This window comes from Chryseobacterium sp. G0162 (genome assembly GCF_003815715.1).
In the GTDB taxonomy this organism is placed as follows: Bacteria; Bacteroidota; Bacteroidia; order Flavobacteriales; family Weeksellaceae; genus Chryseobacterium.
The window spans coordinates 5144550-5161601 of record NZ_CP033922.1 but is presented as its reverse complement, the minus strand read 5'-3'; the positions used below and the strand labels follow the sequence as shown (position 1 = coordinate 5161601).

Annotated in this window: 14 protein-coding genes; all 14 read left to right on the top strand. The window is 36.0% G+C overall.

The genetic code is table 11. From position 1 onward, the window contains the following. Positions 1-2: 2 nt before the first annotated feature. The 14 genes from EG344_RS23160 (at position 3) to EG344_RS23090 (ending at position 17052) form a co-directional block, all read left to right on the top strand. On the top strand, positions 3-1691 hold the full coding sequence (locus EG344_RS23160) for a hypothetical protein (RefSeq protein ID WP_123911635.1): 1689 nt from the start codon (positions 3-5) through the stop codon (positions 1689-1691). Positions 1692-1714: 23 nt separating this feature from the next. Next, positions 1715-2215: a hypothetical protein gene (locus tag EG344_RS23155; protein ID WP_123911634.1), complete on the top strand. Its 501-nt coding sequence runs from the start codon at positions 1715-1717 to the stop codon at positions 2213-2215. Between the two features lie 123 nt (positions 2216-2338). Then, positions 2339-2983, top strand: a complete 645-nt coding sequence (locus EG344_RS23150; RefSeq protein ID WP_123911633.1) for a cysteine hydrolase family protein — start codon at positions 2339-2341, stop codon at positions 2981-2983. Between the two features lie 69 nt (positions 2984-3052). Further along, positions 3053-3634 (top strand): Crp/Fnr family transcriptional regulator, encoded by a 582-nt coding sequence (locus EG344_RS23145; RefSeq protein WP_123911632.1) that lies wholly within the window; start codon positions 3053-3055, stop codon positions 3632-3634. 285 nt (positions 3635-3919) lie between these two features. Continuing rightward, positions 3920-5116 carry a serine hydrolase domain-containing protein gene (locus EG344_RS23140; RefSeq protein WP_123911631.1) on the top strand — a complete coding sequence of 399 codons (1197 nt, stop codon included), beginning with the start codon at positions 3920-3922 and terminating at the stop codon, positions 5114-5116. 259 nt (positions 5117-5375) lie between these two features. Next, positions 5376-8651 carry a cytochrome c biogenesis protein CcsA gene (ccsA, locus tag EG344_RS23135; RefSeq protein ID WP_123911630.1) on the top strand — a complete coding sequence of 1092 codons (3276 nt, stop codon included), beginning with the start codon at positions 5376-5378 and terminating at the stop codon, positions 8649-8651. 493 nt (positions 8652-9144) lie between these two features. Beyond that, entirely contained in the window at positions 9145-10011 is an 867-nt protein-coding gene (locus EG344_RS23130; protein WP_123911629.1) for an SPFH domain-containing protein, read from the top strand. Positions 10012-10095: 84 nt separating this feature from the next. Continuing rightward, positions 10096-10284: an Arc family DNA binding domain-containing protein gene (locus tag EG344_RS23125; protein WP_068943158.1), complete on the top strand. Its 189-nt coding sequence runs from the start codon at positions 10096-10098 to the stop codon at positions 10282-10284. A 164-nt stretch (positions 10285-10448) separates the two neighbouring features. Continuing rightward, the gene (locus tag EG344_RS23120) at positions 10449-11837 is read left to right on the top strand and encodes a T9SS type A sorting domain-containing protein (protein ID WP_123911628.1); all 1389 of its coding nucleotides are present in this window, start codon (positions 10449-10451) and stop codon (positions 11835-11837) included. Between the two features lie 338 nt (positions 11838-12175). Next, positions 12176-13726 (top strand): aldehyde dehydrogenase family protein, encoded by a 1551-nt coding sequence (locus tag EG344_RS23110; RefSeq protein ID WP_123911627.1) that lies wholly within the window; start codon positions 12176-12178, stop codon positions 13724-13726. A gap of 115 nt (positions 13727-13841) precedes the next feature. Beyond that, the gene (gene lat / locus EG344_RS23105) at positions 13842-15167 is read left to right on the top strand and encodes an L-lysine 6-transaminase (protein WP_123911626.1); all 1326 of its coding nucleotides are present in this window, start codon (positions 13842-13844) and stop codon (positions 15165-15167) included. A gap of 61 nt (positions 15168-15228) precedes the next feature. After that, entirely contained in the window at positions 15229-15456 is a 228-nt protein-coding gene (locus EG344_RS23100) for a DUF2007 domain-containing protein (RefSeq protein WP_123911625.1), read from the top strand. A 511-nt stretch (positions 15457-15967) separates the two neighbouring features. Continuing rightward, the gene (locus EG344_RS23095) at positions 15968-16480 is read left to right on the top strand and encodes a GNAT family N-acetyltransferase (RefSeq protein WP_123911624.1); all 513 of its coding nucleotides are present in this window, start codon (positions 15968-15970) and stop codon (positions 16478-16480) included. A gap of 116 nt (positions 16481-16596) precedes the next feature. Next, positions 16597-17052, top strand: a complete 456-nt coding sequence (locus EG344_RS23090; RefSeq protein WP_123911623.1) for a transcriptional regulator — start codon at positions 16597-16599, stop codon at positions 17050-17052.

Genomic DNA, 17052 nt, shown 5'->3' with positions numbered 1-17052 from the left:
CAATGAGAAAAGAACTGCTCTTAGTGTTCTTGTTGGGTAATTGTATGCTATGGGCGCAATCTCCGGGTGGTGTTTCCAGTAATTTACAGATATGGGTGAAAGCCGATGCGGGTACAGCTACAACAACTGACAATACACAAGTTTCCATCTGGGAGAATCAAAAAACAGGTGGAGTAAATGGTATAGCCAACCAGGGAATCCCAGGTTATTATGCAGATCCTGGAGTAGAAGCTATACCGGTTTATCGTTCTGCTACATCAATTCCGAGCTTTAATTTTAATCCTGCCATAGAAGTTGTCAGTACTAATGGGTATAGATCCGGATACAAATTTCCATCAGGTTTTCCTGATGATATTACAAAATCACTTACTTCATATACCCATCTTACCCGAACAGCATCAGCCACCTACCGAACCGTTTTTGTAATGAATGGAACTACCCGAAGTTCCAATCCTACAGATATTGCGGGCGTATGGCAATCTCCATTTTTTGGAACAAGAACCAATCGTCCAGAGTTTTATAATGAAAAAGAATCCGGTGACGTTTTTTTTGGAACAAATGCTATCAACACCATAGAAACTAATGTACCCAGTATTCAGTCATATTATAATGATATCGTAGGTGAAGATGTGAAATATTTTTTTGATAACAATGGTCTTGCCTATGGCGGTCCATCAAATGATGTTTCTTCTATATACAATTATCCGGGGTTGGTCCTTTTGATGGATAATGATGGTGGATCAGGTTCGTCATCGCTTGCTGGAGACCGAATAGGAGAATTTATTTTATATTCAGAAACACAAACTCCTATAGAAAGGCAGAGAGTGAATTCTTATCTTGGTATCAAGTATGGAATTACGTTAGAACAGCCCCTAAATTATCTGAATTCTGATCAGGCAGTTACATGGGATTCTAGTTTGAATGCTGCTTTCAATAATAATATTTTTGGAATTGCGAGAGATGATATGTCGGTTCTGAACCAAAAAGTAAGCAATAGTATTAATGAGGATAATAATAGTATGCTTATAGCCGCTACAACTAATGATTTTATTGTACCAAATGCTGATGTAAGCAGAACACCTTTTTCTAAAGATAACACCTTTTTGGTAATGGGGGATAATAACATTCAGGATCTGCCATTAGTAAATTTTGGGACAACTTCAGGAAAGATTATTCAGAGAAGTTGGTTGGCACAGAAAATGAATGATCAGGACCCAACATGGTTACAGGCAGACCTTTCAAGATATACTGATATATTACCAACAGATAAAATATTTATGCTGGTAGCCGATGACGCCGGATTTACCCAAAATGTAAAGTTGATTCCAGCTACAGGTTTTGTAAATGGCAAAGCTGTATTCAATTATTTGTTTCCTACTAATCAATATTTTACTTTCGGAACTAATCTTCAGACCTATTGTACTAAAGAACCTGCTGCGGGGACGCCTGATAGTATGACAAAATTTGGAATTACAGGTCAAACAGGGATGCAGGCAAATTGGCCAGGCATTATTCCGAACGGATTTATTGCTCTAGAGTCAAGAAATAAAGGTCTTGTTATTACCAGGACCACAGCTGCAAGTATTGCTATTCCGGTAGAAGGAATGCTGATATTCGATACTGCTGATAGTTGTTTTAAGTTATATAACGGTACGTCATGGAATTGCATTGTAAGATCTTGTAATGAATAATAGTTTAGATTTAAAAAGAGAAAATGAAAAATATAATAGTACTCACAGGATTTTTATTTACTAATCTTATGTTCGCTCAAGTAGGTATTAGTAAAGAAACGGTAGATGGAGATGGAATTCTAGATTTTGCGGCTAATACGACTAATGGTATTATACTTCCCATAGTAGAAACATTGCCTAATGATGCTGGAGCCGGAACGATTCTCATGGATAAAAATGATAAAATCATAAAAATGAAAAATAGTTCCGAATGGGTTGCCCTTAGTGATGCCGGTTCTATTGATAATGTTACTTTCAATACCAATGCTGAAGTACCGGGACCTAATAGAGTAATTATAGGGAATTCTACAACAACGGTTGCCGGAGTATTGGTGCTAGAGTCGGCTGATAAAGCTTTAATACTACCCAAAATAGCAGATCCCCATATTAATGTTAAAAGTCCTTATCCGGGAATGATGTGTTATGACACGGTGAGTAAAACTATGGCGGTATTTGATGGATTGAAATGGAGCTATTGGAAATAAGATAAAAGAATGAGACCGGGGGATTTTCCTTCGGTTTTTTATTTGTCGATGATATATGTTTTTGAACTAGTTCAAAGGTTTGATGTTTGAGGTTGGATAATTTTGTGTCATAAAATGTAATCAATGAAAAATATATCGAAAAGCGTACTGACTCTATGTCTGACTCTATTATCACTGATATTAACTAACGCACAACAAAAAAGAAAAATGGAAAACACCGCATTATTAATTATCGACGTACAGAACGATTATTTTCCCGGAGGAAAAATGATATTAGAAAGAGCTGAACAGGCAGGCAAAAATGTTCAGCAGGTTTTGGGATATTTCAGGGAGAATAATCTTCCTGTCATCCATATCCGCCATATTGCAACCAATGAGGGAGCTGTCTTCTTTTTGCCAGGGACATCAGGAGCGGAAATTCATTCACTGGTTTCACCTTCAGTTGATGAGAAAGTGATTGAAAAACATTTTCCTAACAGTTTCAGGGATACGGATCTATTGAAATCCCTTCAATCAAAAAATATTAAAAACCTTGTCATTACGGGAATGATGACGGATGTCTGTGTGGAATCTACGACAAGAGCTGCTTTTGATTTTGGTTTTAATAACACGATTATTGGTGATGCTACAGCAACAAGAGATAGGGAGCTGAACGGGCAGGTTGTAAAAGCATCGGATGTTCAACAGTCTTTCCTCGCAGGAATATCTGCACTGGGTGGTCTTTACGCGAATATCATCAATACAGAGGATTTCTTAAAAGGAAAATAGAACTCGCCAACTTATTAATGAATAAAGATATCAGGAATATTGGTATCTTTATTTTTGATCAATATTATCATGTTCAATTTGCTTTATAAAAATGTCAGCCGGTATATTGCTCTTTCTGAGGAAGAGTTCAGTCAGTTTTCTGCTCCTTTCAAGTTGAAAAGCTTTAAAAAGAAGGATGCTGTTCTGAAAGAGGGAGATTATTGTCTTTTTGAAGGTTTTGTTCTGAATGGCTGTTTCAAAGTTTATTATCTGAATGAAGCCGGATTTGAACAAACCTTGTATTTTGCTGAAGAAGGCTGGTGGATCACGGATATTGACAGCCTGATTAACGATGTTCCGAGTATTTTGAATATTGAGGCTCTTATGGATAGCGAAATATTGGTGATCTCAAAAAAAGATAAGCAGTATCTTTATGAAACAATGCCTCAGATTGAAAAGCTTTTCAGGATCATGAATCAGCAGTCGTCCGTGGCGTTACAGAGAAGGATTTTGTCTTTAACAGGAAAAACAGCAGATAAGCGCTATCTTGAATTCTTACAGAAATACCCTGGACTTGAACAGAAGCTTACCCAGCAACAGATCGCATCCTATCTTGGAATTACCCATGAATTTTTAAGCAAGATCAGAAAAAAGGTTTCCTTGGAGAAATAGTTTGTGATTATATTTTGGGTAATTATATGCAATTGTACACTAATGCGGTTATCTTATTACTATGACTCTGTCATTCTGAATACAGACTGAAGGTCTGCGAACGTAGTTCAGAAGTGAAATGAAGAATCTAAGCGATATTATGAGATTCTTCCTTTGTCAGAAATCGAAGATTCGACGTAGTCAATGACAATGATGTAAAATTGTATATAGCCACTATATTTTTTTTATCCGAATTAACAAAATGAGTACATTGTAAAGAAAAACAATTGGACTAATTTGTTGATAATGAAAAATATAGAAAAGTGCTCATTGTTGCTGCTTATCGCTTTTTCGTTTTTTATATCTGCTCAAAAACTGAATAGTGATATTGGGGATAAAATTCTTAAAGTTGAAAATTCTTTAAGCCCATCTGTTATTTCAGGAAGTGATAAAGTTCCGTCTTATAACATTCTTGACCGGATGAAACAGTTCCATGTAAAAGGAGTAAGTATTGCGGTCATCAATAATTATAAAATAGAATGGATCAAGGGGTATGGATATGCGGACGAAGAAGAAGGACGAAAAGTTGATGTCAATACATTATTTCAGGCTGCCTCAATAAGCAAAACCATCAATAGTTTAGGATTTATGAAGCTGGTACAGTTGGGCAGCATAGATCTCGATAAAGATATCAATACTTATCTCAAAAGCTGGAAATTCCCTTACGACAGCATTTCTAAACGTAAGATCATTACTTCGCGAAATTTATTAAGCCATTCAGCTGGATTGGGGGGTTCGGGATTCATGGGGTATGAAAGAAATGGGCCAATTCCTGATATTGTACAAGTTCTGGATGGTATTTCGCCTGCCAATTCTAAACCGGTCCGTTCCATAAAGGCTCCCGGATTGGAGTTTGATTATTCCGGTGGTGGAACAGTGGTTTCTCAATTGATTCTTACCGATACCTCAGGAAAAAGCTACGAAGAGTTTATGAAGAAAGAGGTTTTTGAACCTTTACAAATGACGCATAGCACATATTCTTTGAAAAATGATACTTTAAATATCGCTTTAGGGTATTATTCCGATGGAAAGAAAGTAAAAGGAAAATATCATTTGTATCCGGAATATTCGGCAGCGGGACTCTGGACAACTCCTGAAGATCTTGCCAAATATATGATTGAGTGTCAACTGGCTTTAAAAGGTAAGTCTGAAAAAGTTTTAACTCAAAAGTATATGGAGGAAAGGTTTACTCCGGTTGTGAATTACAAAGAAAGTAAAGTAGCATTAGGGGTATTTCACCGATACAAAAATGGAGTCTATTACTTTAATCATAATGGGGGTAATGAAGGTTTTACCTGTGCCTCTTATGGAAGTCTTGATAAGGGATATGGAGTAGTCGTGATGACCAATACCAATAATCAGGAGTTTATGCTTGAAATTTGCAACAGCGTGGCCAGGGTTTATGATTGGGATCGTTTTTTTGTACCTCGGTTTACAAAGTAGAGAAATTTTGATAGATTGTTCCTTTTGGGTTTGTTTTTACAAAAAATAAGGTTATTGAAATAGAAGTCTTCAATCATTAAGATAGGTATTATGAATCCGTATTTTTTCGGGGTTAGAAATTGATTTTTTCATAATAACTCCAATATTATTAAGAACGATTCAAAATAAGGAAAACGGGCTTCAAAATGATAAAAAACAGCTTTTTTTCAGCTCTTTATGGTTTATCATCCTTATTTTTGCATGTCAAGTACATATAAACATGAAGAAGCTCCAGGATATTATTATCTCAACCAGGACAATGGCTGTATTGTTACTGGTTTATGCATTCGCAATGGCCTATGCAACGTTCTTAGAAAACGACTACGGAACTCCTACAGCAAAAGCATTAATTTATGAGGCAAAATGGTTTGAACTCATTATGGTGCTGCTTATTGTTAACTTCATAGGAAATATCGGAAGATACAGACTATGGAAAAAGGATAAATGGCCGGTTTTAGTTTTTCACCTTGCCTTTGTATTCATTTTTATTGGTGGTGCCATCACAAGATACATCAGTTTTGAGGGGCAAATGCACATCAGAGAAGGGGAAACATCCAACGAAATTGTAACGGATAAAAACTTCCTTAAAATCCAGATCGAGGAAAAAGGAGATGTCCTAAACTACCAGGATATTCCTTACCTGATGTCTCCACTTCACAAAGATCTTAATGCTACTTACGATTTCCACGGAAAAGAAGTAAAGATCTTTGCAAAAGAATATATTCAGAGAAAAAAAGACAGCTTACTAGCTGAGCCTAACGGAACTGAATACCTTCACTTAGTTTCCACAGGAACAACAGGAAGACAGAATATTTATATCAAAGCAGGAGATACAAAATCCATTAATGGAACTTTGGTAACTTTCAACAGAGCCATTGATGGAGCTGTTGAATTCAAAAATGAAGGGGGTAAATTATTCATCAAGACTCCAGTAGACGCAAGCTACATGACCATGGCAACACAGGCTACCGGAAATACTGTAAAAGATGAATTCCAGCCTTTAGCATTGAGAAGCTTATACAGCATCAATGAATTAAAGCTTGTAGTACCTGAAGGCCTTAAAAAAGGAAAACTGATGGCTATTGAAGGGGACAGAAAGAAAGATGCTGCCGTTCCGGATATGCTTCAGATTGAATTGCAAGGGCCAAAAACAAAACAATTGGTTGATCTTTCCGTTGAAAAAGGAAATCCAAATGCTTACAAGCAAATTACGATGGATGGGTTAAACATTATGGTTGGATTCGGGCCTAAAGTTTATAACACTCCTTTCGCATTGAAATTAGATGATTTCGTGATGGAAACCTATCCGGGAAGTAGCTCTCCGAGTGCTTACGAAAGTCACGTGAAAATTGTTGATGAAGGAAAAGAAACCCCTTATAAAATCTATATGAACCACGTTCTAAACTATAAAGGTTACCGTTTCTTCCAGTCAAGTTTTGATCCGGACAGAATGGGAACTGTATTATCTGTAAACCACGATTTTTGGGGAACTTTAGTTTCTTATATTGGGTATGGATTATTATTCTTAGGAATGTTTGTCATCTTCTTCTGGAAAGGAACACACTTCTGGAAATTAAATAAAATGCTGAAAGATGCTAACAAAAAGAAAGCCGCAGCAGTACTTTTACTATTCTTAAGCTTAGGGTTAAATGCTCAGAAAATTGAAACACATGGAACTACTGACGGAAGCAGAGACCATGTACATGTAGAAGGTGACGGGCATACACACGCAGCACCGGCTCCTACAGCTAAAACAACCGAGGATACTGAAATAAAACAGAACTCGTTAGCCTCTCCAATGGGGAAAATGAGAACCATTTCAGCTGATGAAATTATTTCGAGAAATAAAATAAGCAAAGAACACGCAGAGAAATTCGGCTACCTTTTGGTTCAGAACTTCGAAGGACGAATCATTCCAATGAATACGCAGGCTTTAGAAGTTTTAAGAAAACTTTACAAGCATGACAGCTTCAAAGGAACAGACGGAAAATCTCTGGATGCTAACCAATGGTTCCTTTCTATCAATACAGATACGGAAAGCTGGACATCAGTTCCTTTAATCAAAGTTGATGAAAAAGGAGGAAAAGCACTTCTTGAAAAAACAAAAGCCAATGAAGAGGGGTATACTTCTTTACTGAATTTATTCCCAGTAGATAAGAGAACAGGAATGTTAACTTATATTCTGGAAAAAGACTATAACACAGCTTTTGCCAAAAAACCGGGTGACCAGTCTGAATACGACAAGCAGGTAATTAAACTTAATGAAAGAGTTCAGATTTTCAATGAATTTTTCAGTGGCCAGTTCTTAAGAATTGTTCCTGTGAAAAATGATGCTAATCACACTTGGCATTCATGGCTGGATCAGAAATTTGAACCGGACATGGAGTCTCAGCAAGTAATGGGACCTTATTTTTCAGAAGTAATCGGAGCACAAAGATCCGGAGATTGGACTAAGGCAGATTCTGAATTGGCGAAGCTTTCAGACTATCAGAAAAAATGGGGAAAAGCCGTAATTCCGGATCAGTCTAAAGTAGATCTTGAAGTATTCATGAACAATGTGAATATCAACTTCAAATTATTGATTTTCTATACCATTATCGGAGGACTTCTTCTAATTCTTGGATTTGTAGAATTATTCAAACCGAATAAAATATTAAAAAGAGCCATTAAAGTAATTATTGCAATTGGTTTAATTGGATATATATTCCATTTCTTAGGTCTTGTAGCAAGATGGTATATTTCAGGACATGCACCTTGGAGTAACGGATATGAAGCGATTATCTTTATCTCATGGGTTGGTATTTCGGCAGGTTTAGCTCTGTATAGAAATTCAAATGCTTTGATTCCTGCATCAGGTTTCATGGTAGCCGTTATCATGATGGGATTTGCACACGGAGGATCTGCACTTGATCCACAGATTACACCACTTGTACCGGTATTAAAATCTTATTGGCTGATTGTTCACGTAGCAATCATTACATCAAGTTATGGTTTCTTCGCCCTGTCGATGATTATTGCTGTACTATCTTTAGTATTCTATATTATTTCAAGCAAAGAAACATACAAAATTCACCATGATACAACATTGAAGGAATTGGTAATTGTTTCTGAAATGTCTTTAACAGTAGGTCTTTTTGCTTTAACGGTAGGAAACTTCCTTGGAGGGATATGGGCCAACGAATCATGGGGGAGATACTGGAGCTGGGACCCGAAAGAAACATGGGCTTTCATCTCGATCATGGTGTATGCTTTCGTTTTACACATGAGATTAGTTCCGGGATTAAGAAGCAGATGGGCATTCCACGTAGCAGCAATGTTCGCTTTTTGTTCAATGGTAATGACCTATTTTGGGGTAAACTACTACCTGAGCGGACTGCACTCTTATGCTGCAGGTGATCCGGTACCAATACCAGCTTGGGTATACATCGGAATCGCATCAATGATTACTTTAGCAGCTGTATCTTATTTCAAGTTCAAAGCTTTAACGAAGAAATAATCTTTTTACCCATATCAAATTAAAATCCCGGAATTCACTTCCGGGATTTTTTTGTGGGTAATAAAAAGATAAAGTATTGCTTTTTAAGATTACGGATTAAAAATTTTTAACCACAGATTTTTTACAGACGGACACAGATAATACTACATCAATAATAGTAGGTAATTTCATTAAACAAAAGAAAATATTTACAATAACATAGTAATTGATAAAGCATAAACATCGGTGAAAGTTTGTGTCATCTGTGGTTTTATTAATGATAAAGCCTGCTTATTTTTTATTAGCAGAAACACTTCGTTTAAGGAGTTGCTTCATCCGACAGCTCAACGTTCCCATCTTCTCAACTTACAAACTACAATTGCTTCCTGTATAAAACCTCGAACCTCATATCTGGTATTTCAAACCCCTCAAAAAAAATAATTTTTTTATCTACAATTCAAAATTTACTGCTAACTTTATGATATCAAAATAATATCAAATTAAAAATTCAATCATGGAAAAAACATTAAAACCCATGTCGGGTTACCTTACATTAGTGATTTGCCTCATCCTCTTTGCTGCCGCAGTTTATTTCTTTATCAGTGGAGTGGATCAAAGTATTACGTTTGTAGTCATTGCAATGCTTTGCTTTCTGGTTTCTTGCTTTTTCTTAAAAGGCTTAATGATTATTCAGCCTAACCATTCAAGAGTGTTGAATTTCTTTGGAAAATATGTAGGAACAGTTAAGGACAACGGATTGTTTTTTATTAATCCCTTGTATTCATCTCAGAAAATGTCATTACGTTCAGAAAACTTACAGGGTCAGACTTTGAAAGTAAATGATAAAATGGGGAATCCTATCGAAATTGCAGTCGTAATGGTTTGGAAAGTAGGGGATACTTATAAAGCTGCTTTTGATGTTGAACGTTATTCTGACTTTGTAAAAATGCAGAGTGAGGCAGCAGTACGTCATTTGGCAATGAGCTTTCCTTATGATAATTTAGAAGATGATCATGCGCCGATTACCTTAAGAGAAGGAGGTGATAAAATTAATTCTATTTTGGAGCAGGAACTTACGGACCGCCTTTCAAAAGCTGGAATTGTTATTCAGGAAGCCAGAATCTCTCACTTAGCGTATGCATCTGAAATAGCAGGGGCTATGCTTCAGAGACAGCAGGCTACGGCTATTGTAGCAGCAAGAACGAAAATCGTAGAAGGCGCTGTAGGAATGGTGGATCTTGCCCTTAAAAAGCTTTCAGAAGAGAATATCGTTGAGCTTGATGATGAAAGAAAAGCAGCAATGGTAAGCAACCTAATGGTGGTGCTTTGCGGTGAAAAAGCGGCAACCCCGATACTGAATGCAGGAACTCTGTATAATTAATCAAAATAATCAATAATTCCAGGTTTATCAAAGTTGTAAATCTGGAATATAATCCAATGCGTCTTGCATCAAAAACAAGAATAAATGAAATCAGAAAAAGCTCAGAACACTTCGGAAAACAAAGGCAAAAAATCCTTTGTCTTAAGGATAGATGAGTCTACCTATAAACTCCTCGAGAAATGGGCAAATGATGAATTCAGAAGTGTAAATGGTCAGATTGAATATTTGCTTCATCAGAGCCTTGTTAACTCGGGGAGAAAAAAGAAAGAATAAGCTATAAATAACCGGGTTGAAATTAAAAATCCGTCTTCATGTTTTTGTAGGACGGATTTTTTATGTGTTTTTGAAAAATATCTTAGAAAAGCCTTTAGTTTGTGTAATTACCCAAAGTCTTTCAAAATATTGATTCTATAAACTTATCTTTGCAAAAAAATATTTTGAAAAAAACACTAATAACCTTAGCTGTCATTCTTGGGCAGTTATCTTCATCACAATGCTTTAAAGAATTCAGTCCTTCTAAAACCGGAAGGTATACGGCAGGTATAAAAACTGATGGGACACTCTGGACCTGGGGAGAAAAGGGGTATGGAGGACTTGGAAATAATACACAAAGTGCAGCATATTTCCCAGAACAGATTACTTCGGATACCTGGAAGAATTTTTCATTGGGAAGATATCATACATTAGCCATAAAAACAGACGGCACACTTTGGGCATGGGGGTTGAATAATTACGGACAAGTAGGTAACGGAACAAATGTAAATCAGTTTGCTCCCGTACAAATTGGGACTGGCAATGATTGGAGTTTTGTAATGACTGGTGAATACTCTTCTTTCGCTATTAAAACAAACGGTGAGCTTTGGGCTTGGGGAAATAACAGTAGTTATGGATTAGGATTAGGAAATAAGACTGATGTACTTGTACCTACTAGAGTAGGTACAGATATAGATTGGAAGAAACTTTCAAGTGGAGGAAGCCATACAATTGCGCTTAAAAATAATGGAAGTATTTGGGGATGGGGGCTAAACTCATCAGGGCAGGTTGGAGCAGGAAATACGTCTGTAAAAACTCCTATCCAGATTGGTACAGACACAAATTGGAGAGATATATCTGCAGGATACATTAGTTCTTATGGAATAAAGAATGATAATACTATTTGGGCATGGGGCGATAACTATGGTGGGCAAATAGGAAATGGTGGGTGGGGTGCTCAGATTTACACCCCAATTCAGGTAGGTACCGACAATAATTGGAAATCTGTTAAATCAGGTGGATATCATGTGGTTGCTCTGAAATATGATAATACTTTATGGGGTTGGGGATCTAACGGACTATCACAGCTAGCAGGCTATCATGGAACTTTGAATTATAAAACTCCAATCAGGATTGGTTTGGATTCTGACTGGAAAAACATCTACCCAGGATATGCTGCAACATATGCTGAGAAAAATAACAATACCATGTGGGTAACAGGAGACCAGTGTTGTGGAGAGTTTGGAAGTAATTTTTCAAGCGGAAAACATTATCCTTTGGCAATTATTTCAGGATACTGTGCGGAATCTGTACTTGCTACATCAGATTTGCCTAAGAAAAATGACATCATTGCTTTTTATCCTAATCCAGTAAAAGATATGCTTAATATCTCTTTGGATTCAAAAATAGAAGGAGTTGAAGTATATGAAATGAATGGTAAAAAGATTAAAGATTATACTGATGTGAATAACTTTCAGTTAAAAGTTAGCTTTTCTGAACTCCTTCCTGCTGCATATATTGTTAAAATTAAAACAAAAAATGAAGTAAGAACTGTTAAAATAGTCAAAGAATAAGTTTGAATACATGTTCTAAAAAAAAGAAAGCAGAGAATTTTTCTCTGCTTTTTTATTTTATACAACTCTGAAGAGTGTCTGCTCCAAAGTAGAATATTACGAGCCAAATCAAGCCCTTAATGGTAAAGAAAGCAAACCCTGCCCATCCCACACGCTTGAACCACTTTTTAAACTTTGAGTTATTTTCTTGTGAATTTTCCATTGGTGACTGTCAAAAAGATTACCCTACAAAGATAAGCATGTTTATAATTAGTCCAAATAAATAACATATTAAAAAATTAAAGTTTTGAGGTTCGCATAATATTTTTATCTTTAGAGAGAACGAAAAGTAAGATTTTATGTCAAAAAAAGTAAAGGATTTCGGAATCGAAAAAACACTCAAAAACCTTGGTATTAAAGAAGAGAATAAAGGGACTTCAGTGGGCGGTAAATATTTCGCTTCAGGAAAGACGATTGAAAGCGTATCTCCTGCAGACGGGAAATTAATTGCTAAAGTAAAGACTTCCGGAGAAAGTGATTATGACAAAGTTATTGAAACGGCTCAAAAGGCATTTCAGGAATTCAGGCTGATCCCGGCTCCTAAGAGAGGAGAGATCGTAAGACAGCTTGGTTTAAAGTTAAGAGAATATAAAGATGATCTTGGAAAACTTGTTTCTTATGAAATGGGTAAATCTTTGCAGGAAGGACTTGGAGAAGTACAGGAAATGATTGATATCTGCGATTTTGCCGTAGGACTTTCAAGACAGCTTCAGGGATATACCATGCATTCGGAAAGACCTGGTCACAGAATGTACGAGCAATACCACCCGCTTGGGGTAGTAGGAATCATCACTGCATTCAACTTCCCGGTAGCAGTATGGTCTTGGAATACGGCTTTAGCATGGATCTGTGGTAACGTTACCATCTGGAAACCGTCAGAAAAAACTCCACTTTGTGCCATTGCATGTCAGAATATTATGAATGAAGTCTTGAAAGAGAACAATCTTTCAGAAGGAATTTCAAGTGTATTGGTTGCTGACCATGAGATTGGGCAGAAATTAGTAGATGACAAGAGAGTAGCTTTGGTATCTTTCACAGGGTCTACAAGAGTAGGAAGAATGGTTTCTTCTAAGGTAGCAGAAAGATTCGGAAAATCTATCCTTGAATTAGGAGGGAATAATGCGATTATCATCACTAAAGATGCAGATCTTAACATGTCTATCATCGGAGCGGTATTCGGAGCCGTAGGAACTGCAGGACAAAGATGTACTTCTACAAGAAGACTGATTATCCACGAAGAGGTATATGATGAAGTAAAAACAAGATTGGTAAAAGCTTATGGCCAGTTGAAAATCGGAAATCCATTGGATGAAACGAATCACGTGGGACCACTTATTGACGTGGATGCTGTAAATCAATATCAGGAATCTATCAAAAAATGTAAAAAAGAAGGTGGTAAATTCGTTGTAGAAGGTGGCGTTTTATCTGGAAAAGATTATGAATCCGGATGCTATGTGAAGCCTTGCGTTGCTGAAGTAAAGAACTCTTATGAGATCGTTCAGCATGAAACATTTGCTCCGATTTTATACTTAATCAAATACAAGACATTAGAAGAAGCAATTGCTATTCAGAATGATGTTCCACAGGGACTTTCTTCTGCCATCATGACACAAAATCTTAGAGAAGCAGAATTATTCCTTTCCCATGCAGGTTCAGATTGTGGTATTGCGAACGTAAATATTGGGACTTCAGGTGCTGAGATCGGAGGAGCTTTCGGAGGTGAAAAAGAAACCGGAGGTGGAAGAGAATCAGGATCAGATGCTTGGAAGTATTATATGAGAAGGCAAACTAATACTATAAATTATACTGCACAACTTCCTTTAGCACAAGGAATTAAATTTGATTTATAAAAGCTTTACTTAAAGCACCCAAAAAAACAAAAAAAAACTTAATAACCTGAATGATTAGATGCTCAGCCTTTTGATCGTTTCATCATTCACTTATTAAATCACACAACAATTTATTATGGAACACACATTAGATATACAAGCAAATAAAGTAAAGGAAACAGTTGGTAAACATGTGTTGGCTGACGGTTTTGATTTCGTGATGGACATTGAAAAATCTCATGGATCATGGCTTTACGATAAACTTACAGACAGAGAATACCTGGATATGTTCTCTATGTTTGCATCAGCTTCCATCGGGTACAACCACCCGTATCTTGTAGAAAGATCAGAATGGTTGGGAAGAATGGCTGTCAATAAACCAACTTTGGCAGACGTTTACTCAGAAGAATACGCTCACTTTTTAGAAGTATTCGAAAGAGTAGTGATTCCTGAAGAACTACAATACGCTTTCTTTATTGAAGGCGGAACTTTAGGCGTTGAAAATGCATTGAAGGCTTGCTTCGACTGGAAGACCCGCAAGAACTTCGAAAAAGGTCTTGATACTGAAGCAGGAATCTGTATTCATTTCAAACAGGCTTTCCACGGAAGAAGTGGGTATACTTTAAGCTTAACAAACACATCGGATCCTAGGAAGTATCAATATTTCCCAATGTTTAAATGGCCGAGAATCTTAAATCCGAAATTATCATTCCCAATCACAGAAGAAAATCTGGCAGAAACAATCAAAAATGAGCAATTAGCTTTAGTGCAGATTGAAGAAGCTATTCTGATGAATCCTGATAAAGTAGCTTGTATCATCATTGAGCCTATCCAGGCAGAAGGTGGTGACAACCATTTCAGAGATGAATTCTTGTTAGGATTAAGAAAAATCTGTGACGACAATGAAATCTTACTAATTTTTGATGAAGTTCAGACGGGTATTGCCATTACAGGGAAAATGTGGGCATTCCAGCACTTTACTGCAAAGCCGGATATTATTTCTTTCGGTAAAAAAGCTCAGGTTTGCGGAGTATTGGCCAACAAAGAAAAGTTTGACGAAATTCCGAACAATGTTTTCAGAGAAAGCTCAAGAATCAACTCTACATTTGGAGGTAATTTTATTGACATGCTTCGTTTCCAACTGGTAATGGAAGTTATTGAAAAAGAAAACCTTGTAGAAAACGCAAGAGTAGTAGGAGACTTCCTATTGGAGAGCTTAAAAGCAATGGCTGAGAAATATCCTTCAAAAATTTCCAATGCTAGAGGTAGAGGATTAATGTGTGCTATTGATCTTCCATCCGGAGCAGAAAGAAACAAAATGATGACTGAATTATTTAATGACGGACTGATTATTCTTCCGTGTGGAGATCAGTCTTTACGTTTCAGACCACATCTTAATGTTACCAAAGAGGAAATTCAATTGGCATTAGATAAAATTGAAAACAATATTAATAAAATTTAAAAATAAAGATTTGTAATTTTCAAAAAAACATTGTACATTTAGATACTCAAACAATTAGAATATGGAAAGAAGTACGAGAGTATCAGTTTACGAAAGTGATAACCCTTCAGAAATTCAGTTGGTTAAGTCTAAATTGGATGATGCGCAAATTACAAACACTATTGAAAACAACTATCTGACATTTACCACAACACCTACAGCAACATCGCTAAAGGTAATGGTGGATCTAGAAGATGAAAAGAAAGCATTTGAAATTATTGATGCTTATCTTCAACAAAGTGAAAATTAATAAAACAATTTCATAATTTTAAATTTTACTACTTCGAACCGAAAATTAATTTTATAATTAGTTTTCGGTTTTTTAATTAAATCAAACATTAAATATTTAAAAGATGACTTGAAGAACTATTATTTTATATCACAGCCAAAGTTAGATCAATAGAAACTTATATTGGTGATTTAAAATTTGACGCAAAGCTTTAGTAACCTTATGGTATATTTTTAAGAAAGCAAAGACAGAAGCTATCTCAAAAGTGTCATTCTGAATGAAATGAAATGTAATGAAGAATCTCAAACGATTGATTTCAAATAAGATTCTTCCTACGTCAGAATGACAAAAGCCAAATTAATTGACTTTTGAGACAACCTCTTATTAAGTAATCACATAGCCAATCGCTTCTTCTATGACGAAGTCGCAGCCTTTGCGTTAATAAAATCAGTTTTAAATTCAGAAGATCAACAGGTAAATAGTTCTGATTTTAGTCTTTTAAACTCTATATTTTTTTATCAAAATCAACAACATGAATCCAGAAATCAAACTAAGAAAATCGGAAATTGAAGACAGAGACATTATTTGGGGAATCATCCAGCAATCCATTGAAAGAAGAAAGCAGGACGGAAGTACACAATGGCAGAATGGTTATCCCAATCTTGGAACAGTAGAAAGTGATATCGCAAAAGGTTTCGGATATGTACTTACAGTAGATGGGGAAATTGCAGTATATGCGGCTTTGATCCTTAACGATGAACCTGCCTATAGTAAAATCGAAGGAGAGTGGTTAAGCAACGGAGAATTTGTGGTGGTACATCGTGTGGCCATTGATGAAAAATTTGCAGGGCAGGGAATCACTAAAAAACTTTTCGATCATATAGAGGATTTTACGAGAGTTAATGGTATCCAGAGTGTTAAGGTAGATACAAACTATGATAATATTGCAATGCTGAAGATTCTTGAAAGCAAAGGATATTCTTATTGCGGAGAAGTTGTTTTAGCCGATGGATTAAGGAAAGCTTTTGAGAAGATTATAATTTAAGGCAAAAGTTAAATCAATTTTCATTGAATTTTTAAAACGCCCTGTATTTATAATCTCTATCAGCTTTGTTCGTTTGGTTCTGAACTAATTTTTACTTTTGTTCAAATTTTTATATTATGCACCAAAGTATAGGAATTGATGAAAAAATATTTCAGGATGCCGTAAAGTTTTATGGCACTGTGTTCAACCTACCTCCTTTAGCTTCAAAAATCTATTCCTACCTTCTTTTTGATTATGAGAAAGTAGGAATTACTTTTGACGAGTTTGTTGAAGTGCTCTCTGCGAGCAAAAGTTCCGTTTCCACCAGTATTTCATTATTGTTAAATGCACAGCTCATCGTAGATCATAATAAGATGGATGAGAGGAAACGGTATTTTTTTATCAATGATGAATACAAAAAGATCCGATTTGAGAAAATTGTCCAGAAAATGCAGGACGAATTAAAGCTATTAGATGATTTAAACAATTTTAAAAAAAGTAAAGACGATGGATACAACGAAAGAATAGAAGTTTACAAAGCACTCTTAAACAAAAACATAGAAAATATTCAGGAATCTCTTAATAAACTATAA

Excerpts from the sequence above, each read along its gene's own strand:
- lat (WP_123911626.1), top strand. The coding sequence starts at position 13,842 with ATGGAACACACATTAGATATACAAGCAAATAAAGTAAAGGAAACAGTT.
- EG344_RS23100 (WP_123911625.1), top strand. The coding sequence starts at position 15,229 with ATGGAAAGAAGTACGAGAGTATCAGTTTACGAAAGTGATAACCCTTCA.
- EG344_RS23150 (WP_123911633.1), top strand. The coding sequence starts at position 2,339 with ATGAAAAATATATCGAAAAGCGTACTGACTCTATGTCTGACTCTATTA.
- EG344_RS23145 (WP_123911632.1), top strand. The coding sequence starts at position 3,053 with ATGTTCAATTTGCTTTATAAAAATGTCAGCCGGTATATTGCTCTTTCT.
- ccsA (WP_123911630.1), top strand. The coding sequence starts at position 5,376 with ATGAAGAAGCTCCAGGATATTATTATCTCAACCAGGACAATGGCTGTA.
- EG344_RS23130 (WP_123911629.1), top strand. The coding sequence starts at position 9,145 with ATGGAAAAAACATTAAAACCCATGTCGGGTTACCTTACATTAGTGATT.
- EG344_RS23095 (WP_123911624.1), top strand. The coding sequence starts at position 15,968 with ATGAATCCAGAAATCAAACTAAGAAAATCGGAAATTGAAGACAGAGAC.
- EG344_RS23125 (WP_068943158.1), top strand. The coding sequence starts at position 10,096 with ATGAAATCAGAAAAAGCTCAGAACACTTCGGAAAACAAAGGCAAAAAA.
- EG344_RS23140 (WP_123911631.1), top strand. The coding sequence starts at position 3,920 with ATGAAAAATATAGAAAAGTGCTCATTGTTGCTGCTTATCGCTTTTTCG.
- EG344_RS23160 (WP_123911635.1), top strand. The coding sequence starts at position 3 with ATGAGAAAAGAACTGCTCTTAGTGTTCTTGTTGGGTAATTGTATGCTA.
- EG344_RS23090 (WP_123911623.1), top strand. The coding sequence starts at position 16,597 with ATGCACCAAAGTATAGGAATTGATGAAAAAATATTTCAGGATGCCGTA.
- EG344_RS23155 (WP_123911634.1), top strand. The coding sequence starts at position 1,715 with ATGAAAAATATAATAGTACTCACAGGATTTTTATTTACTAATCTTATG.
- EG344_RS23110 (WP_123911627.1), top strand. The coding sequence starts at position 12,176 with ATGTCAAAAAAAGTAAAGGATTTCGGAATCGAAAAAACACTCAAAAAC.